The organism is Kitasatospora sp. NPDC050463 (assembly GCF_040655255.1).
Lineage (GTDB): Bacteria > Actinomycetota > Actinomycetes > Streptomycetales > Streptomycetaceae > Kitasatospora.
Genome location: NZ_JBFAJO010000079.1, coordinates 1 through 18,409, shown reverse-complemented (window position 1 = coordinate 18,409; position 18,409 = coordinate 1). Strand labels below are relative to the sequence as shown.

The 18,409-nt window shown below is 70.7% G+C and carries 17 protein-coding genes and 1 pseudogene; 8 read left to right on the top strand and 10 right to left on the bottom strand.

Translation table 11 applies throughout. The features are described from left to right. Positions 1-115: 115 nt before the first annotated feature. On the top strand, positions 116-334 hold the full coding sequence (locus tag AB0J08_RS33915; RefSeq protein ID WP_360641765.1) for a hypothetical protein: 219 nt from the start codon (positions 116-118) through the stop codon (positions 332-334). 93 nt (positions 335-427) lie between these two features. After that, positions 428-931, top strand: a complete 504-nt coding sequence (locus tag AB0J08_RS33910) for an N-acetyltransferase (RefSeq protein ID WP_360641763.1) — start codon at positions 428-430, stop codon at positions 929-931. 185 nt (positions 932-1,116) lie between these two features. Here the strand turns inward: AB0J08_RS33910 and AB0J08_RS33905 are convergent. From AB0J08_RS33905 to AB0J08_RS33885, 5 genes and pseudogenes are all read right to left on the bottom strand, one after another. Continuing rightward, positions 1,117-1,470 (bottom strand): annotated as a pseudogene (locus AB0J08_RS33905) (hypothetical protein); the annotation flags it as partial. Positions 1,471-1,579: 109 nt separating this feature from the next. Continuing rightward, entirely contained in the window at positions 1,580-3,088 is a 1,509-nt protein-coding gene (locus tag AB0J08_RS33900) for a DUF4246 domain-containing protein (RefSeq protein ID WP_360641761.1), read from the bottom strand. A gap of 558 nt (positions 3,089-3,646) precedes the next feature. Then, a complete protein-coding gene (locus AB0J08_RS33895; protein WP_360641759.1) occupies positions 3,647-4,531 on the bottom strand; it encodes an alpha/beta hydrolase in 885 nt (294 codons plus the stop codon). Positions 4,532-4,623: 92 nt separating this feature from the next. Further along, positions 4,624-5,628 (bottom strand): NADP-dependent oxidoreductase, encoded by a 1,005-nt coding sequence (locus AB0J08_RS33890; protein ID WP_360641758.1) that lies wholly within the window; start codon positions 5,626-5,628, stop codon positions 4,624-4,626. Between the two features lie 127 nt (positions 5,629-5,755). Next, complete coding sequence (locus AB0J08_RS33885; RefSeq protein WP_360641804.1) at positions 5,756-6,442, bottom strand: SDR family oxidoreductase; 687 nt, start codon at positions 6,440-6,442, stop codon at positions 5,756-5,758. A 115-nt stretch (positions 6,443-6,557) separates the two neighbouring features. Between AB0J08_RS33885 and AB0J08_RS33880 the strand changes: the two genes are divergently transcribed. After that, complete coding sequence (locus AB0J08_RS33880; RefSeq protein WP_360641756.1) at positions 6,558-7,118, top strand: TetR/AcrR family transcriptional regulator; 561 nt, start codon at positions 6,558-6,560, stop codon at positions 7,116-7,118. A gap of 171 nt (positions 7,119-7,289) precedes the next feature. Here the strand turns inward: AB0J08_RS33880 and AB0J08_RS33875 are convergent, their stop codons facing one another. Next, entirely contained in the window at positions 7,290-7,436 is a 147-nt protein-coding gene (locus tag AB0J08_RS33875; RefSeq protein WP_360641754.1) for a hypothetical protein, read from the bottom strand. 575 nt (positions 7,437-8,011) lie between these two features. Here AB0J08_RS33875 and AB0J08_RS33870 point away from each other — a divergent pair. The 4 genes from AB0J08_RS33870 (at position 8,012) to AB0J08_RS33855 (ending at position 12,230) form a co-directional block, all read left to right on the top strand. After that, positions 8,012-8,980 carry a serine hydrolase gene (locus AB0J08_RS33870; protein ID WP_360641752.1) on the top strand — a complete coding sequence of 323 codons (969 nt, stop codon included), beginning with the start codon at positions 8,012-8,014 and terminating at the stop codon, positions 8,978-8,980. 197 nt (positions 8,981-9,177) lie between these two features. Next, on the top strand, positions 9,178-10,038 hold the full coding sequence (locus tag AB0J08_RS33865; protein WP_360641750.1) for an endonuclease/exonuclease/phosphatase family protein: 861 nt from the start codon (positions 9,178-9,180) through the stop codon (positions 10,036-10,038). A gap of 124 nt (positions 10,039-10,162) precedes the next feature. Beyond that, the gene (locus AB0J08_RS33860) at positions 10,163-10,933 is read left to right on the top strand and encodes a response regulator transcription factor (protein WP_360641748.1); all 771 of its coding nucleotides are present in this window, start codon (positions 10,163-10,165) and stop codon (positions 10,931-10,933) included. A gap of 4 nt (positions 10,934-10,937) precedes the next feature. Beyond that, the gene (locus AB0J08_RS33855) at positions 10,938-12,230 is read left to right on the top strand and encodes a HAMP domain-containing sensor histidine kinase (RefSeq protein ID WP_360641746.1); all 1,293 of its coding nucleotides are present in this window, start codon (positions 10,938-10,940) and stop codon (positions 12,228-12,230) included. Between the two features lie 132 nt (positions 12,231-12,362). Here the strand turns inward: AB0J08_RS33855 and AB0J08_RS33850 are convergent, their stop codons facing one another. The 3 genes from AB0J08_RS33850 to AB0J08_RS33840 form a co-directional block, all read right to left on the bottom strand. Beyond that, positions 12,363-13,340 (bottom strand): transposase family protein, encoded by a 978-nt coding sequence (locus AB0J08_RS33850; RefSeq protein WP_360641744.1) that lies wholly within the window; start codon positions 13,338-13,340, stop codon positions 12,363-12,365. Positions 13,341-13,416: 76 nt separating this feature from the next. After that, complete coding sequence (locus AB0J08_RS33845; RefSeq protein ID WP_360641802.1) at positions 13,417-13,980, bottom strand: GNAT family protein; 564 nt, start codon at positions 13,978-13,980, stop codon at positions 13,417-13,419. A gap of 350 nt (positions 13,981-14,330) precedes the next feature. Continuing rightward, positions 14,331-16,235, bottom strand: a complete 1,905-nt coding sequence (locus tag AB0J08_RS33840) for a hypothetical protein (protein ID WP_360641742.1) — start codon at positions 16,233-16,235, stop codon at positions 14,331-14,333. Positions 16,236-16,707: 472 nt separating this feature from the next. Here AB0J08_RS33840 and AB0J08_RS33835 point away from each other — a divergent pair, with 472 nt between their 5' ends. After that, positions 16,708-17,130 carry a ribonuclease domain-containing protein gene (locus AB0J08_RS33835; RefSeq protein ID WP_360641740.1) on the top strand — a complete coding sequence of 141 codons (423 nt, stop codon included), beginning with the start codon at positions 16,708-16,710 and terminating at the stop codon, positions 17,128-17,130. Positions 17,131-17,488: 358 nt separating this feature from the next. Here AB0J08_RS33835 and AB0J08_RS33830 read toward each other — a convergent pair whose 3' ends face one another. Next, positions 17,489-17,668, bottom strand: coding sequence for a hypothetical protein (locus AB0J08_RS33830; protein WP_360641738.1), 180 nt, complete (start codon positions 17,666-17,668; stop codon positions 17,489-17,491). Positions 17,669-18,409 lie beyond the last annotated feature (741 nt).

The following is an 18,409-nucleotide window of genomic DNA, read 5'->3' as shown; positions in this document are numbered from 1 at the left end:
CGCCGGGGCGGCACTCGTGTCGGTCCGTATACATCCGGTCCTTCGCGGGTTGAATCGTCCCCATTCGTCGATCCGCGGCGCCGTCCGGCGCCGAACGACCGAGGGGAGCCCACCCGTGGCACTCGTACCGAGCGGTACCTACGGCATCAACAAGCCCAACGAGCAACTGCTCACCCTGCCCGGGACCAAGGAGCGCATCGTCCTCCTGCCGCCCTCCGAAAGCGAAGCCGAGGCGCAGACCTGGCAGGTGGAGGCGCTCGACAACGGCAACGTCGTGCTCCGCAACCTGCGCCACCGTGAGTCGGTCGATCGAACGGGAGTCTCGATCGGATGATCGCGGGCCCTGCCCGGCATGAGAGCAGAGCCTGGCGGTATGCGGGGGAAATCCAGGGGCGCGGACGGCCGCGCGCTGCTACGGTCGGGCGCCATGAGCTGGCTTCCCGATGACTTTGTCCACCCCGTCCTGGTACCGCTGCCGGGCGGTGGTCATCACCTGCGGCCGATCCGGGAGGTGGACACCCCGCTCGACTATCCGGCTGTGATGGGTTCGCGCGAGCGGCTGTGGACCATTTTCGGCCCGGCCTGGGGCTGGCCCGCGGACACCATGACCTACGAGGCCGACCAGGCCGACCTTTTGCGGCACGAGAAGGAGATCGCCGCGCACCAGTCCTTCAACTACGCTCTGTTCGACGCGGCGGAGACAGTTCTGCTCGGCTGTGTCTACATCGACCCGCCGGAGAGGGCCGGCGCGGACGGCGAGATCTCCTGGTGGGTGGTGGACGAGCTGGTGGGCAGCAAGGTCGAGCAGGCCCTCGACGCGCTGGTGCCGCAGTGGATCGCCGCCGACTGGCCGTTCGAGCAGCCGCGCTTCCTCGGCCGTGAGATCTCCTGGTCGGACTGGCTCGCCCTGCCGCAGCATTCCGACACGTAAGTGGTTGTTGCCCGTACCGATCTCGAAGGCGGTCGGTCGAACGGGAGTCTCGATCGGGTGACTGCGGCGGTTTCCGCGCGTGGAAGTATGGCCTCCTGGTAGCTCGGGGGTGCGATCCGCACCTGGTCGCGGGCGGGATCTCGTGGCGGGCGATGCCCGCGGACTTCCCCGATTCGGGGCCGGGTCTACACCTTCTTCCGCCGCCGGCGCGAGCACGGGCTGATCGCCGAGTAGTTGGCAGCTTTTGCCACGATGCCGGCGAGTTCGCGGGGGCGGGTGGCCGTCGGCCAGTGGCCCGAGTCGAGGTCCACGTACTCACGGTGGGTAGCGCGGGCGAGCTCAGGACTCTCACCGGCGGCAATCCACTCCTCGGCCTGGGCGGGGGTGAACTCGAGACAGACGACCACAACGGGGACGTCGAAGCGGCGCTCGTCGGTCAGACGCACGACTCCCCTGGCGACCACCTCGGGGACAGGAACGGCGGCGGACGCGAAGCGGTCCCGGTCCTGCTGGTCCAGGTCCGCGGCGTCCGCGCCCTCAAGGAAATCCCCACCCGGAAAGCTGGTCGCTCTGGCACTCCGGCGTGCGTACGACGTCGACTTCGGACGGGGAGACGGGTTCTGAGTACCGCACCCCCGCCGTAGTGGTTCAGTGCTCGCAGAGGGAGAACTCACGTTCGTAGAGCTGCTCGTTGTGTTCGCCCACGAAGAACTTCCTTTCCTGCATGAGCTCCTCGCGGTACGTCCTGGCCTCCTCCAGCGTCATGGTCGTGGTGTCGGACCAGGGCTGCTGCGGCGGTACGTCCGAGGTCGAGACGATCCGCTGCGTCGGGTCGACGAGGAAGAACGCGAGGATCTTGCGGTGGCCCGGGCGGGTCGGGTCCGCGAGGCGGAAGGCGTCCACGCGGTGCTGGAGGACGTTGGGAAAGGCCAGGCAGCGGCCCTCCGGGGTCGGTACCGCGCCCAGCACCTGGTTCAGGGCGCCCTCGTCCTCGAGGCCGTAGACCTCGCGCAGCCCGGTGTCGTCGTTCTGTTCGTAGCGCGGGTCGTCGAGGGCGGCGCGGAATCCCAGCCGGCTCTCGGTGATGTTCTCGCTGTCCCAGTAGTAGATGCCGGTCGAGACGATCCGCTCGTTCAGCATGCCCTCGACGTGCCAGGAACCGCCGGCGTACTCGGGCTGGTCCGGGGTGAGGTGGACGGTGGCCAGCTTGACGATGACCTGGAGGCGGCGGCCGCGCAGGTCGATGCGGGCGGAGGCGTCGGGCAGGGCGGGCGGGCTGAACTCCGGGGCGTCCGGGACGATCGGGTGGCGGTTCTCGAACCACTCCTCGTACGCCTCGTCCCAGGCGGCGCGGGCCTCCCAGTAGGCGTCGTTGTCGGGGTAGGACGACTTGTCCGGGTACTCCGGCTCGGAGTCGTACCAGCCGTAGGGGTCGGCCTCGATCCGCAGGGGCCGCGGGTGCCGCAGATCGGTGAGCACGTTCTCGAACAGCGGGCGCAGGCGCGCGAACAGGTCCGGCAGGACGGACTCCAGTGCGCGGTGCTCTTCGGGGTGGACGTTGTTGACGTACGAGCGGAAGGCGACGGCTCCGTCTTCGCTGACGTCGACGTCCGTGGGCAGCCACTGGAACCGCTCCGAGAACTCGTACTTCGCGTAGTGCTTCGTCGGGTTCTGCCACGCCTGCTCGGGACCTCCGCTCGCCTCCCTCACCAGACAGAACAGGGAGGGATGGACGAGGTCCAGCACCTGGCCGTCGGATCCGGGGTGCCAGTCCCGCGCCGCTTCGGGGGCCTCTTCCAGGACCCGGACCGCCTCGCGCAGCCGGGTCCTGAGCTGCTCGTCGACGAGGGTGTCCGACTGCCAGACGCCGTCGACCGCGGAGACTTCGATGCCGGTGCGCGCGTCCCGCAAGGCGGCGTAGTGCGCCAGCTCGGCGAGGACGTAGCGCACCTGAGCTTCGGTCATGCCCTGCGCCACCGCCTCCTGCGTCCACCGGGCTGCGATGTCGGCGTCGTTCATCTTGTCGAACCACGCGGGCTTGGCGCGCAGGTGCGAACTGCACTGCATCATCTGCAGCTCCCGCAACGTCCGGGGCGTCGTGAACGCCGGGGAACAGGTGCTCTGGAAGGGAAGCGGGAAGGCGGACAGGCCGGTCACTACTGATGATCCTCACGGTCGGTGTGCGGTGCCGGGAAGGATAGCCCGGGGCGCTGACAACCCCCGCGGCGGCCCCGGGGCCTCCCCGAACGGCGCCGGGCCGAGGGTGGCCACGGGCGATCCAGCCCGATGGTCGGGCGGTTCCCGGCCACGATCAGCGGCACCTCGGCGCGCCTGCTGCAGCCGCTGGGTCGCCGCCTCAAGCGACGGCCTCAGTACCGCAGAAGGCGACATCTACTACGCCTCTCTCCACACCGGCGCCACCGCCTGGTGCCTCCTGGCAAGCCAAGGAAGCCACCGCTTCCGCCTGTAGGCGGTGACCGCTGAAGGCCGGGCCTTAGTGGTCTACGTCGTAAGTCCTTCGGGGGTTGACTTCGAGGTTGGGCGTCGGCGTGCTTGTGGCGAGGTGGATCCGGCATGTGGTGTCGAGGGCGTTCTCGGGGATGCCGCTGGGACTGCCGACGGACAGGAGGGCGTCTGATCGAGGGCGGACTGGCTCGTCCCGGGCCCGCCTTGTCCCGGCCGCGCCCGGGACGGCGGGGGATGCGGCCTCAGCGGTCAGGCGTCGGGCCGTGCTTCGAGGAATGCGAGGGCCCTGGCCACGAACTCGTCGTGGAACTGGAAGATTCCGCCGTGCCCGGCGTCCGGGTAGAGGGGGACGAGTTCGCCCCGGGGCAGCCGTGCGGCGAGGTCGAGGGTGTTCTCGCTCGGCACCATCCGGTCGCTCTCGCCGTTGGCCACCAGGACTGGCTGGCGGATGCGGGACAGGTCGGCCGACGGCTGGAGGCCCCATCGGTGGATGGCCTTCAGTTGGGCGCGGAACGACCTCGGCGAGATGGCTTTGTCGCGGCGGTCCGTGCGCTCCTGCAGCCGTTCCAGGAAAGCGCGTGCTTCGCGTCGTCCGTGTTCGGTGTCGGTGAAGAAGAGGAACTGCTTGGGGTCCCTGCGGGTCAGGAAGCCCTTCAGGATGGCCCGGAGGGTGAGTGCGGTGACCTTGTCGATGCCGGGGCCTCCGGCGGGGCCGGTTCCCGCGAGGATGACCTTGCGCACCAGTTGCGGTTCCTCGGCTGCGATGACCTGGGCGATGAAGCCGCCCATCGACAGGCCGATCAGGTCGACCTGCTCGAAGCCCAGGGTTCGGATGAACAGCACCGCGTCGCGGGCCATCGCTTCGATGGTGTCGGGGGTGGAACCGCCCGACGCGCCGACTCCGCGGTTGTCGAAGGTGATCACCCGGCGCCGGGCGGCGAGTCCGTCGACGAGGCGGGGGTCCCAGTTGTCCAGGACTGCGGTCAGGTGGTGGAGCAGGATCAGCGGTACGCCGTCTCCTTCCGGGCCGAGCTGCCGGTAGACGAAGTCGACGCCGCGTACGGACACCGAACGGGTCGGCACGTCCTTGTACGACGACGGGGCGGGCGTGGGGGAACTGCGCGGTGCGCTCATGATCGGTTCCTGGGGTGCGGAAGGGAGGGGTGGTGGGAGGCGGGATCCTCTCGCTGCCCGGGGTCTGTCGGTGGCGTGGCGGGGGCCGGTACTCACACGGTCGCGATGACGACCTTGCCGGCCTTGGCGCGGCCCTTCTCGGCGTACTCCATGGCTTCGCGGGTCTGCTCGAAGGGGAAGACACGGTCGACGACGGGGCGGATCTCTCCGGCGTCGACGAGCCGGGTGATGTCGCGCAGCTGGTCGCCGCTCGCCTTCATGAACAGGAAGGAGTAGGTCACGCCCCGGCGCTTGGCGTGGCGTCGGGTCTTGAAGCTCAGCGCGTTCATCGCCTGCCGCAGGATCGGGTTCGCGCCGAGCTCGCGGGCGAAGTCCGCGTCGGGCGGCCCGGCGATGCCGATGACCTTCCCGCCCGGTTTGAGCACCCGCAGCGACTTGTCCAGGGTCTTGCCGCCGAGGGTGTCCAGGACGACGTCGTAGCCGTCCAGGAGCTCCTCGAAGTCCTGGGTGCGGTAGTCGATGACGACGTCCGCGCCGAGTTCCTTGACCAGGGCGGCGTTGGCCGCGCTCGCGGTGGTGGCCACGTGTGCGCCCAAGTACCCGGCCAGTTGGAGGGCGACGGTGCCCACTCCGCCGGAGCCCGCGTGGATCAGGACTTTCTGACCCGGCCGGACCTGTGCCCTCTCGACCAGCGCCTGCCATGAGGTGAGGGCCACCAGGGGAAGGGAGGCGGCCTCCGCCATGGTGAGGCCGGCCGGCTTGTGGGCCAGGTCGTTCTGGTGGACGGCGATGAGTTCGGCGAAGGTGCCGATGCGGTCCTTGTCGGGCCGGGCGTAGACCTCGTCACCCACCGCGAACCGGGTGATGGCCGAGCCGACCTGGACCACCACTCCGGCGAGGTCGTTGCCCAGCACGAGAGGGAGGCGGTACGGGAGGATCCTCCTGAAGGCACCGTCGCGGATCTTGAAGTCCAGCGGGTTGACGCTCGCCGCGTGGATCTCGACGAGCACGTCGTCGGCGCCCGGCTCCGGATCGGGCATCTCGGCGGCGCGCACCGCGGACTGGTCACCGTACTTCTCGATCACGTAGGCCTTCATCGCCGTCTCCCTGTCTCGTCCGCACGGGGACGGGATCTCGGCTCGCTTCGGGCTGCCCCGGTACGAGGTACTTTCTGGTATTCACTGCTGGTTCATGACGCCCCACGCCGATGCGGGTGGGTGCGCCTCACGCTGCGTGCGGCGATACGGCCAGGCTCCGCTTCACGTGCCGGGTGGTGTCGTCGGCGAGGATCTCGGGCAGTCCCCGCTCGATGCCGGCCAGGGCCTGGGCGGCGACCTCGGCGGGGTCGGTCTTCTGGTCGGCGGGAACGCTCGCGGCCATGTCCGTGTCCATGTATCCGACGTGCAGCGCCGAGACGGCGATGTCCCGGGGCGCCAGCTCCTCCCGGACCGCGCCGGTCAGCGCCCAGGCCGCGGCCTTCGCCGCGGCGTAGGCGCCGAGGTCGGCCGGGTGCAGCCAGGACAGGACCGACAGCACGTTGAGCACGGCGCCGCCGCCGTTGGACTCGATGACCGGGGCGAAAGCCCGCGTCACGGCGAGCGGGCCGAAGAAGTTCACCTCCATCTCCAGGCGCACCATGTCCGGGCTGCCCGTCATCAGGGGTGTTCCGGTGGAGATGCCCGCGTTGTTGACCAGCAGCGTCGCGTCGGAGGCGGTGCGAGCCGCCGCCCGGATCGACTCCGCGTCCGTCACGTCGAGCCGCAGCGGGATGACACCCGGAAGGTCCACCGTTTCGGGGCGACGGGCCGCCGCGTACACCTTGGCCCCGCGTTCCACGAGCTGGGCGGCCAGATGCCGCCCGAGCCCCCGGTTGGCACCGGTGACCACTGCTACCGCGTCCTTCAGTTCCATGTCCACTCCCAGCGCCACGGCCGCCTTCAGGCGACCCACACCAATTAGATTACGACTGCAATCTAAGCACTGGTCTAGGATAGATGCCAGTCGACATCCAATCGGGAGGTGGCCGATGGGCCGCGTATCGCAGGCGCAGGCGGAGGAGAACCGCCGGCGGGTCGTGGAAACCGCCTCCCGCCTGTTCCGGGAACAGGGGACCCACGTCAGCGTCGCCGACCTCATGAAGGCGGCCGGTCTGACCCACGGCGGCTTCTACAAGCAGTTCGCCTCCAAGGAGGCACTCATCGACGAGGCCACCGCCCACGCGTTCGGCGAACTCGCCCAGCACCACAAGGACGGGCTCGATCAGTACGCCGGGCAGCGCGACGCCGCCCAGCGGGCGCTGATCGACGCCTACCTCTCCGCCGAGCACCGCGACAGCGCGGCAGACGGGTGCCCCGCCGCCGCACTCGCCACCGACATGGCCCGCGACGGCGGAGAGAGCGAGGCCCGCCGCGTCTACACCCAGGGAGTGGGCGACTTCGCCGACTGGCTCGACACCAAGGACCAGGACGGCATCACCCGGCTGTGCACCATGCTCGGCGCCCTCGTCCTGTCCCGGGCCACCAAAGGCTCCCCGCTCTCCGAGGAGATCCTCACCACCGCACGCGAGGCACTGACGGCCACCGACTGACCGGAACCACCGTGCAGGGCGCACGCCGCGGGGAGGGTGCGCTTGTCGCACCCCGTCGTCATCCACTTCTCGTGAACGGCTCTCCGCGTTGCCTCTCGCTTCCGCATGCCCGATCTTCCTAACCGCCTCCGACACCCCGTTGCAGAGTGCCCAGGTCAAGGCGCTGGCCTGTCAACTGCCCGCGGAGAGCGGCACGCCGCTGTCGCGCTGGTCGGCCACAGAGCCGGCCCGCGAGGCCGTCGCCCGCGCCATCGCCGGCACGATCTCCGCCTCCACCGTGCGGCGCCGGCTCGACCAGGAGCGATCAAGCCCTGGCAACACCGTTCCTGGATCCTCATCAGCGCCCCCGGCTTCCGGCTCAAGGCGGCCCGGGCCCTGGACCTGTACGCCCGCGCCCGGGACGGCGAGCCGCTCGGCGCGGACGAGTATGTGATCAGCGCGGACGAGAAGACCTCCGTCCAGGCCCGCTGCCGCTGCCACCCCACACTCGCCCCCGGGCAGGCCAGGGCGATGCGGGTCAACCACACCTACGGGCGCGGCGGAGCGCTGGCCTACCTGGCCGCCTACGACGTCCACCAGGCCTCGGGCCTGGCGCGAGTACCCGCGTCAAAGCTGTCCCGCACGGCTGCACTGCCCCTCCCGGACCTGTGCGACCGGTCATCCGGTACATGGCTGATACACGACTGCGCGCCGGCGGAAGCCGCGCTACGACCAGGCCGAAGCGCCGGTCGCGGAGCCTGTGGGCACACCCGGTGACCACCGCCACCGGGGGTCCTTTGTCCCTTTAGCTCCGGGAGGCAGCCGCCGTGTCAGTCCCCACGCAACCTGAAGACCGAGACCCGCGTACCGCGCCCGGCCGGCCCCCACTGTCCCGCCGCGGGGCACTGTGGGCCTTGGCCGTCGTCCTGCTCGCCGGCGCTGGCGGTGGCACGCTGGCCACCCGGCAGGGTGGCGACGCGGGCACGGGCAACGACGCCCGGGCGGGCGGGGCGCTGGTGCTGCCGGCACCCGAAGCCATCGCCGCCCTCGGTCTCCCGTGGCCGCAGGAGGGACAGTCGGCTGTCGCTGTGGCGACGGTCGGCGTACTCGGTGTCAAAGGACCGCAGCAGCCGGTACCGATCGCGAGCGTCACCAAGGTGATGACGGCGTACGTCGTTCTCAGGGACCACCCCCTGGGGGACGGCGAGGACGGGCCGACGATCACAGTCGACGCGAAGGCCGCGGCCGAGGCGGGTTCGGCGGACGAGTCCACTGCTCCCGTCACCGCCGGGCAGCGACTCAGCCAGCGCAAGCTGCTGGAGGTGATGCTGCTCCCCTCCGCCAACAACGTGGCCCGGCTGCTGGCCCGGTGGGACGCGGACAGCGAGGAGGCGTTCGTGTCCCGGATGAACGCGGAGGCCGCCCGACTGGGAATGACCGGCACCACCTACACCGGGGCCAGCGGCCTGGAGGCCACGACCGTGTCGACTGCCGCCGACCAGCTCAAACTGGCCCGCGAGGCGATGAAGGACCCGGCGCTGCGGGCCACCGTGGCCCTGTGTGACACCACGCTCCCGGGCCGCGCCGCACCGCTGCGCAACACCAATACGCTGCTCGACCGGCCCGGGGTGGTGGGCCTGAAGACCGGTTCGACCACATCGGCGGGCGGGAACCTGATGTGGGCGCTGGAGGTCACCGACGGCAAGAGCGGCTCGGGGCGCCGGCTCGTCTACGGTGTGGTGCTCGGCCAGCGCGCCGGCACCACTCCCGCCGACGGCCTGCGGGCGGCGCTGGAAAGCAGTGGCCGGCTCGTCGACGCCCTGCGGCAGAAGCTGCCCGGTATCCTGCCGGCACTCGACGGCGGCCGGCGGGAGTGGGCGTGAGCGCGGGCACCGGCACGGCTTCGACGACACCCCCGGCCGCGGGCGTCGCCACGGCGGCCCACGGGCCAGGCAACGACGGCGGGCGCAGACTCCGTCGCCGAACGGTTCGCCACCATGTCCTGCGCCGTCGCTCCCGTCGTGCCGCAGGGCAGCGCGGGCAGCTGATCGCGGGGGCCGCCGCTCTGTGCACCGCTCTGATGGCCCTGAGCCCCTGGCTGCCGAACGGCCCAGTCAACCTCGCCAGCCTCTGGCAGACCGTACTGCCCTGGTCGGGCCTGGGCATCGCGGTACTGCTCCTCCTCGCGGCACTGCGGCGCTCCGCCCCGGCAGCCGTAACCGTCCTGCTTCCCGCCCTCGTCTGGACCGTTCTGTTCGCACCCGCCCTCCTCGACAAGCGCACAGCCGGCGGGGACCTCACAGTCGTCAGCCACAACGTGAACGAGGACAACCCCGACCCGCGCCGGACGGCACGCGCCTTGGCCGACTCCGGAGCCGATGTCCTGGCGGTGGAGGAACTGGCAAGCCACGCGCAGGAGACCTACCGGCACGAACTGGCCGCCACCTACCCCTACTCCCAGGTGCGCGGCGGCATCGGACTGTGGAGCAAGTACCCGCTCCAGGCCGTGGAGCCAGTGGAGATCATGCCCTGGACCCGGGCCCTGCGCGCCACCGTCCAGACCCCCAAGGGCCCCGTCGCACTCTACGCGGCACACCTCGCCTCGGTCCGAGTACGCCTGGACGCAGGATTCACCACGGCCCGCCGCAACGAAGCGGCCGCCAAACTCGCCTCAGCCGTACAGAGCGAGCCGCTTCCCAGGATCGTCGTCCTGGGTGACTTCAACGGTTCCTTCGACGACTCCGCGCTGCGCACGCTCACCGGACCCCTGCGGTCGGCCCAGCAGGAAGCCGGCGACGGCTTCGGCTTCACCTGGCCCGCGCCGCTCCCGGTGGTGCGAATCGACCAGATCCTCGTGAAAGGCATCACCCCGCGCTCCGCGTGGACCCTGCCCGACACCGGTAGCGACCACCTCCCGGTCGCGGCTTCCCTGCGGCTGTGAGCATCCCCCGCGGCCCGCGCTGCCCCCGGGTGCGACCTCCGCGCCGCAGCCCCCGGCAGCTACGATCGGCCACCGACGTGCTCGAATGAGCACCACACCCCAAGGCGACGACATCGGAGAGCTCTTGTCCGCAACCCGAGTGCCCGAAGCGGTCAACGTGCTGCTCGTCGAGGACGACGCGGTCATCCGCCGCTCGGTCCAGCTGGCCCTGGAACGCTACGGGTACGAGGTCGACGTCACCGGGGACGGGCTCGACGGCCTGGACGCCGTCCGAGCCGGGGCACACGACATCCTGATCCTGGACGTGATGCTGCCCGGCCTCGACGGCATCAGCCTGTGCCGACGCGTCCGTGAGGAGACCCTCACCCCGATCCTGATGATGTCCGCCCGAGGCGACGCCCTCGACGTCGTGGCCGGCCTGGAGGCCGGTGCCGACGACTACGTGGTCAAGCCCGTCGACATCCCCGTCCTCGTCGCCCGCATCCGCTCCCTGCTGCGCCGCGCCACCTTCCGCAAGGAAGCGGCCACCGAGCCCGTGCAGGAGGGACGGATCGCGCGAGGCGAGCCGCACAGCCAGCCCCGGCATTCCGCCGCCCAGGAGGAGCCGGACCTCCTCACCTTCGGTGGCCTGACCATCGACCTGCGAGGCCTGGACGTATGCCTGGACGGCCGTGCCGTCCCCCTCACGCCCACCGAACTGCGCCTGCTGCTGGCCTTCGCGGAGAACCCCGGCATGGTCCTGGACCGCCGCCGCCTGCTGCGCGAGGTGTGGGACTACGGCTGGGAGGGTGATACCCGGGTCGTCGACCTGTGCGTGGTACGGCTGCGCAAGAAGATCGGGGCCGACCGCATCGAAACCGTCCGAGGCTTCGGCTACAAGCTTCTCCGGAGCTGACTCGATGACCACACCACGCATCGGCCCGCGCCTGCTCGACCCGCGCTCACTGCGCTGGAAGATCACCGCCCTGGTCGCGCTCGCCTGCAGCGCGGTCGCCGTAGTGATCGGCCTGCTCGTCCACCAGGCGACCGCGCAGCGAGGCGACCGGACCGGGCGCGACCAGGCGATCGCCCAACTGGCTGCTGCTGAGCGAGAGTTCTCCCAAACCGGCCGCCGCCCGGACAACGCCTCCCTCCAGCCCGGGACCAGCCTGCCCGGGCCGCTGGCCCAGGCCGTCGAGGGCCTGACGGTCCCGGGAGCGTACGCCCTGTGGTACGACGTCAAAGCACCGAACTGGTACTGGATGTGGGCGGCCGTCCCAGCCGGCGACGATCAGGTGCTCACCGTCCGGACCGACATGAGCGCCACGGTGCGCAGCCTCCAGCTGCTGGACCGCAGCATCGTCAAGGCCGCCCTCGCCGCCCTCGCCGTCGTCGTACCCGTCACCGCACTGGCGGCCGAGCGGATGAACCGGCGCCTGCGCCACGGTTCCCGGACCGCCCGCCGGATCGCAGACGGCGATCTCGATGCCCGGATCGGCCGCCGGGGCCGCGCCCGCGACGAGATCACCGAGATGTCCACGGCCGTGGACGAGATGGCCGCGACGCTGCAAGGGCGGCTCGCCGCGGAGAAGCGCTTCACCGCCGATGTCGCTCACGAACTGCGCACCCCGCTGATGGGCCTGGTCACGGCCGCCGGTCTGCTGCCCGAGGAGGACGAGGCCACCGACCTGGTCCGCACACAGGTCCGCGCCTTGCGCGGCCTGGTGGAGGATCTGCTGGAGGTCTCCCGTCTCGACGCCGGTGCCGAGAGCGCCCGGCTCGACGAGGTCCCCCTGGGGGATCTCATCGCCCAGGTGAGCAGGCAGGGCGGCGGCGATACCCGGCTTCGGCTGATCGCACCCGCCGCCGTCCGCACCGACCCGCGCCGTGTGGAGCGGATCGTCACCAACCTCGTGGCCAACGCCCACCGGCACGGCGCCTCCCCCGTCGAGGTCACCGTCACGGGCAGCCGGATCACCGTCCGCGACCACGGGCCCGGTTTCCCGGACGCCCTCCTCGCCGACGGGCCGCAGCGCTTCCGAACGGGCGCTGCCGAACGCGGCCAAGGCCACGGCCTCGGCCTCACCATCGCCACCGGCCAGGCCGCAGTGCTCAACGCCCAGCTGACCTTCGCGAACGCACCCGCCGGCGGAGCCGTCGCCACCCTCGACCTGCCCGTGTCCGAAACCCTGGGCGGACCGGGCGACCACTGAGCGAGGGCACCTGCGGCTACGACCTCACGGAACCGGTCAGCGTTTGATGCGGCCGTGGACGCGCAGTGGGTAACGAGCAGCCGCACGATAGGACTTGGGACGTGCTGGCCTGGCGGTTCGGCTCGGGGTGGATCAGCAGGCCGTCGCGCGGACGAGGTCGAGTTCCGTGCTCGGCCTGCTGAGGGTCGGGCGCTTGGCGCTGCGGTCGGAGACCAGGGCGCCGATTGCGGCGATGACCTCAGGCAGGTCGTCGCGCTCGCCGGTCCAGCGTTGCAGCGGCCGCCACTGCTTGATCTCTGCGTTGGCGTGCTCGACCATGATCCGCCGTTGGGATTGGCGGCGACGCGCGTGGTCGTAGAAGTTGCGCTCGGACGGCCCGGCGTCCGCCGCTGGTTTCTTCGGCGGGGCGCTGACCTGGCCGGGGAAGTCGCGGGCCAGGCCGGCATAGCCGGAATCGACTTCGGCCTTCACCTTCGGGTGCAGCCGCAGCTGCTCCTCGATGCCCTCGGTGCGTACTGCGGTGGCATCGTGCATCCGGCCCGGGCGGATCGCCCCGAGCCACAGCTCCCGCCCCTGCTCGTCGCTGATCATCGTGGCCTTCTCGGTGTTCTGCCTCTTCTTGCCCGACACGAACGCCTTACGGCCCGGCCGCCCCGCCTTCGGGCGGCGTACCTGAACCTCGGTACCGTCGATCCGCAGCGTGATCCCCTCGGCCTGGGCATAGGCGAACACGTCCGCGAGGGTCCTGAGCCTGATCCCAGGCCGATCCGGCACCGCGAAGCCGCGAGCGGCCAGCAGCGGGCGCACTTCTCCGACCGCCCGGTCGATCGTGGAGGGCGAGACTCCGAACAGCGCCGCGAGCACCCTGCGCGACAGCGCCCAGCGCAGCACCACCAAGGTCACCAGCACCCGGTCCACGAAGACCAACTGGTGATCCGGCCCAGCCCCGGCCGCCCGCAGTCGACCATGGCCACGCCGTTTGGCAAGCCCAGAGTCTCGGGCGGCGGTCCACGGCCCGGCCAACTCGGTGATCAGCGTACCCAGATGTTCCTTCGAGATCCCGCACAGGGCAGAATCAGAACAGGCCGCGCGGGCCCAGCTTGACTTCACACGCCAGATGATCCCGCGCGGCTCTTCGCCCTCCGGCACCAGGGCCGCTGCCGGAGCCTGGCCACCGATACCCCGATCATTCAGGCCCGGGCCGGTGCGCCCATTCCTGGTCAAGGATGCTGAAGACGTCGGAGTCACGCCAGCCGTCCCGGATCCGCGCGGTGTGCCGGTGCCGGCCCTCGTGGGTCATGCCGAGCTTGCCCAGCACCCGGGCCGATGCGACGTTGCGAGGATCGCAGGTCGCATAGATCCGGTGCAGTCCTATCAGCCCGAACCCTCTGCCGAGTAGTTCCCCGCCGATGGCTGTGCCCACGCCCCGACCCCACACCTGAGGATGGACGAGATAGGAGATCTCGCCCTGACGGTGGGCCAGGCTACGAACCTTCAACTCGCCGAGACCGACGAGTTCACCGTCGAGGCAGGCCACATACACGAATCTCGCCCGCGAGGACTGCAACCGAGCATCCACCGCGCTTTGGACGAAGTCCCGCGTCTGTTCCTCGGTGTTCGGCCCCCACGCCTGGTAACGGCAAGCCTCCGGCAGGCTGGCGAAGGCATGTACAGCGTGGCAGTCACCGACAACAAGCTCGCGCATAGTCACCGAGGTTTTCATCACGAGCCGATCCTGCCAGGCCAGCATCGCCACATACCAGCGCTCAAGTCTCGGGGCTTCCACACGCTCAAGATCGCGTCACTATCGTGCGGCTACTCGTAAGCCCGAGCCCGGTGGGCCAACACCGGGGGACGAGTTCACTGTCAAGGACTCGCTGTTCCGCCTGGCCGAGGACATCGGACTTACCTACTCCGCGATCAGGGACGCTCGCTGGACGGCCTCGAAGTGGCCTGCTGAGCGCCGAGAGACGGGCGTGTCCTTCACGGTCCACCGCGTCCTGGCGGCCATCTAGCGGCGGCGTCGGGCGGCAGGTGCAGCGTCTGATCGCACCGCGGGAGAAGGTCAGCGGGCAAGCTGGCGCCGGGCGTCGTCTTCGGCTAAGCCGAGTGCGTCGAAGTCCGGTTGGGGTACCAGGTGGTCTCGTCGTCCTGCGCGTTCTGGGCCGGCGGTGATGCGGCTGCGAACCCAGGAGGCGTGCGGTGCGGTGTGGCCGGCGTCCGGAACGGGAACATCGACCGGCTGCTCCCGGCACGGTAGCGGCCGGTGCGCCGGTACCACTCGTTGTCGCCGGCCATCCAGTCCCTCAGCACGTTTGCATAGGCGGCGTGCTCGGCGCCCAGTTCCCGGTCGGCGATCCGCTGGAACTCCGCTACCCGCTCCTCGAAGAGCCGGTAGGCGACGTCCACGGCTTGCTGGAGGCTTCCGCCAAGCAGTCGGCGCACGGCCAGCACCGCGTTGCTGACCTCGTGTTCCTCATCGATCTCCTTGCGGTAGGAGTAGATGTCATTGCGAAGACCGACGCTGTCGGCGAAGGCGTCCTCCAGACGGCGCAGCGGGGCGGTGGCGGGCGGACGTTGTCCGGTGAGACCGATCGAGAGGTCGGTCCCGGCGCTGGACCGGCGAAACTCCAGATAGTGCACCGGATCGGGGACGCGCTGCTGCGCGATGGCGTCCAGTTCCTCCAAGTTGGCCGCGACGAAGTCGATGACGTAGGCGGGGAAGCGGTGTCGCACGGCTGGGGGCATGTCCGGTGCGGTGCGGGCCCAGAGCTCGGCGAGCGCGTGCTCGATCTGGTTGGCGGGGACCGGGACCGGCCCTCCGTCCGGGGGCATGAAGAGGGCGAGCCGGGCGGTGAAGGCGCGGGCGCCGGCCAGGTCGCGGGGGAGCTTGTAGGCGGTGACGAAGTGGTCGTCGAAGGCGAGCAGGCATACGTCCCACTGCGCGATGCGGGTCAGCTCCGGGGCGCTGGCTCCGGGGTTGGTGAGGGCGGCGAACAGGGTCCAGTCGTCGCTGTCGAAACTGGACTCGGTCCAGATCGGCGGGCCGGGCGGGGAGATCACCGGGTCCAGCAGGCCGACCGTTCGGGCCCAATCCTTGGTCTCCTGGCGGGCCTGTTCCAGGTGTGGGTTGAGCCGGGCGGGCCAGGGCAGCCGGAATGGTGGAAGGGCGAAGGGGTAGCCCGGGGTGGGCGCGGCCGTGGGCAGTTCGGGCAGCGTCGGGGTGTACTGCGCGGCAAGCCGTGCGGCGGAGCTGCCCAGGCCTCTCGGGACGCCGTTGGGCGTGCGGTGGCCCGAGCCAGAGCGGTGCAGGTGCAGTTCGGCGTGGCCGGCCAGCCAGTCCCGCAGTCCCTGGTCTGCTCCGCTGTGCTCGAACTGGTGCAGCCGGGCGGTGCGGAGCCGGTTGACGTAGCGGGCGGCGGTCGGCCGGTCGCAGTGCAGTAGTTCGCCGAACACCCGGACGGTGTCAGGAGCCGGCCCGGCCGACAGGTCGACCAGCAGAACGGCGGCGTCCGCGAAGGCGGCCTGGGCCGGTTCGGGCGACAGATGCCCGGTGCTGCGCTCGACCAGGGCGGCGGCCCACAGGGCGAACGGGCGGCGGGCGTCCAGGTGGGCGAGCAGGTCGCCGGGGGAAAGGTCATCGGGGGCCGGGTGACGGCTGGCCAGCCGGTCGGTGCGGTCGGCGAAGCGGCGGCACCAGTCAGCCGTGCGGCCTCTTGTGGTCCGAGGCCACAGATCCGCCCGTGCCCGCTCCAGACTCTCCACGGGAGTGTCCGCCGGCTGCCCCGCCCAGCTGTACCAGGCGGCCAGCAGGGCCAGTTCGTCCGGTGGGACATCCGGGTGGCACCATGCGGCCTGCTCCGCACCGTCCGCCGGGGCCAGGCGGTGCCGGGCTGTCCAGCCGAGGTGCTCGGCGCGGACTGCGTCAATGTGTGAATTACGACGAGCCGTATAGGGCAGGTACAGGGCGCCCGGAGCGTCGTACAGGTCCGCAGGTAAGTCCATACCGCCTCCCTACCCCCGCTCCCGACAGCCGACGCCGCGAATTGATCACTGGTACGGGTGAAACACGCGAACACTCCGTACGCATGATCGAGCCACGATGGAACAATCATGTGACCGCCTGCGCCTACTACGTGACAAGGCAAGGACGCACGGCGAATTCGACCGGAGGGACATCCACGGCCCTCCGCTCGGGCGCTTCAGTGCCTGCGGTCGGCGGCGACCAGGTCGGGCCGGGCCTCGTGCACGGCGAGCTCGCCCCGGTGCCGAACACCGTCGACCAGCACGTCGTACCGCAGTGGCCGACGCGGCACCGTGACGCGGTCGGCCCGCGGCGGCGTGATCGGAACGGGTGAGGGCGTGTGCGCGGCCGAGGCCACCGGGATCCCTGAGGGTACGGCTTTGGCTAACACACGGAAAAATCACGGGACTTGGGATTGACGAGCACTACTCTACGCGCGTCATCATGGGCGGCATGAGAATCCCCCCACGCATCGCAGCCGCCGGCAGTGCCGTCGCCGTCGCCGCTGCTCTCTTCGCGGCACCGGCCGCCTACGCCGCGCCCGCCTCCACCGCCTCGGCGGCTTCCGCCTCCTCCCCCACCGTGCGCGCGGTCGGCAGCGTGTGCTACTCCGCGCTGCCCTCCCAGGCACACGACACCCTGGCCCTCATCGCCAAAGGCGGCCCGTTCCCGTACTCCCAGGACGGCACGGTGTTCCGTAACCGCGAGCGCCTCCTGCCGGCCCGCGCCACCAGCTACTACCACGAGTACACGGTCAAGACCCCGGGCTCGCCGACGCGCGGGGCGCGTCGGATCATCACCGGGCAGAAGGCCCAGGAGGACTACTACACCGCCGATCACTACGCCTCGTTCCGCCTGGTGAACTTCGGCTGCTGAGCCCTCGGCTGCCGCCACCGCGACCGTGTCGGACGTGTGGGGTCCGCCCGGTTGCCTTCCGGGCGGGCCCCACACGCGGGTCGGGCTGGGCCGGGCGACACCTCGGGCGGCGGACCCTTGGACAGGGAAACACTCATGACGTTCTCTCCTTGGTTCAGTGCTCGTCGGCATGCGCCCGACGCGGTCGCGGTGGCCACCACCGGCGTGCCCTCCAGCCTGGTCGGCGCACCGCCGCGGTGGTATCCGACGCCAGGCCGGAGACCGGGGGCCGGCCGGTCGGAGGCGACGGCCCACCCGGTCGGCAGTGACCCCGCCGACCGGGTGGGCCGGGCATCCGCTCCGGGCGTATGACGCTCGGTCAGGCGGCCGCGGGTTCGCGGTCGGCCGATTCGGCGACAGCGGTCTCCTCCTGCCCGAAGTGGGCGACCGCGACGGCCGCGACCACCGCGATGACGAAGCCACCGATCGCCGGCCAGCCGAGCCCGGCCTTCGCGGAGTCGCCGAGCCAGAGCACATAAGCAGCCTCGCGGAAGATCACTTCACAACCAGTGCACACGCGACGCCCTCGACGATGAGAGGCAGCGGGAAGCGGTGAACGGTGTCGAGCGGGACGCCAGAGCCGTCCAGGTAGGTTGCTACGCAGCGCCACCGACCCGGACGGCGCGAGGAGAGCGCCGAGCCCCCGGGGCGGAGGGCTGGGCGGCCAGGCGGTAGCGCCGGCCGAGCGCCTTGCGGGCCTTCTCGAAACGATTACGCCGAAGCCCTGGCGTAGGAACTCCGCTCTTCCCAGCTCAGCGGGCCCCTTCCTGCGTCAGCCCCTCCCGCAGCCCATTACCGGTCGGTGGATCCAGGTTCAGCCGCCGCTGACCCCGATGCGGAGCATCCACTTCCCCTTCTGACAGAACTCTGGCCGCTCATGTACATGCCGAGGGACACTCAGGTCGCACGTGGCGCGTTCCGCCGCGCCGCCGGTTGGCTTGCTTCATGGCTCGCCCCCGAAATTGTTAACGCTAACGTGCCACTTCGGCGCAGTCCACGTCGGTGCCGACGCGGCCCGTCTCGTTTCGACGATCCCAATGACGGGAGGAAGACGCGATGTCGGCTTGGTCAGCGCGCGCCGCGAGGTGGCGCCGTCGGGGGCCGTCGGGGGCGGTCGCCGCGGCAGCCATCTACCAGGAGCGCGACCCAGCACCGACGGCATGGACTACGGTCTCCTGCCGTACCGGCCGGGCGTGTTGACACTGCAGCGCTAGAGGTCCGCCTTGTGGCGGTTCCCGCC

Bases quoted from the DNA above. Each gene is read 5' to 3' on its own strand.
- AB0J08_RS33855 (WP_360641746.1), top strand. From the start codon at position 10,938: ATGACCACACCACGCATCGGCCCGCGCCTGCTCGACCCGCGCTCACTG.
- AB0J08_RS33840 (WP_360641742.1), bottom strand. From the start codon at position 16,235: ATGGACTTACCTGCGGACCTGTACGACGCTCCGGGCGCCCTGTACCTG.
- AB0J08_RS33835 (WP_360641740.1), top strand. From the start codon at position 16,708: ATGAGAATCCCCCCACGCATCGCAGCCGCCGGCAGTGCCGTCGCCGTC.
- AB0J08_RS33845 (WP_360641802.1), bottom strand. From the start codon at position 13,980: ATGCTGGCCTGGCAGGATCGGCTCGTGATGAAAACCTCGGTGACTATG.
- AB0J08_RS33880 (WP_360641756.1), top strand. From the start codon at position 6,558: ATGGGCCGCGTATCGCAGGCGCAGGCGGAGGAGAACCGCCGGCGGGTC.
- AB0J08_RS33895 (WP_360641759.1), bottom strand. From the start codon at position 4,531: ATGAGCGCACCGCGCAGTTCCCCCACGCCCGCCCCGTCGTCGTACAAG.
- AB0J08_RS33890 (WP_360641758.1), bottom strand. From the start codon at position 5,628: ATGAAGGCCTACGTGATCGAGAAGTACGGTGACCAGTCCGCGGTGCGC.
- AB0J08_RS33885 (WP_360641804.1), bottom strand. From the start codon at position 6,442: ATGGAACTGAAGGACGCGGTAGCAGTGGTCACCGGTGCCAACCGGGGG.
- AB0J08_RS33910 (WP_360641763.1), top strand. From the start codon at position 428: ATGAGCTGGCTTCCCGATGACTTTGTCCACCCCGTCCTGGTACCGCTG.
- AB0J08_RS33865 (WP_360641750.1), top strand. From the start codon at position 9,178: ATGGCCCTGAGCCCCTGGCTGCCGAACGGCCCAGTCAACCTCGCCAGC.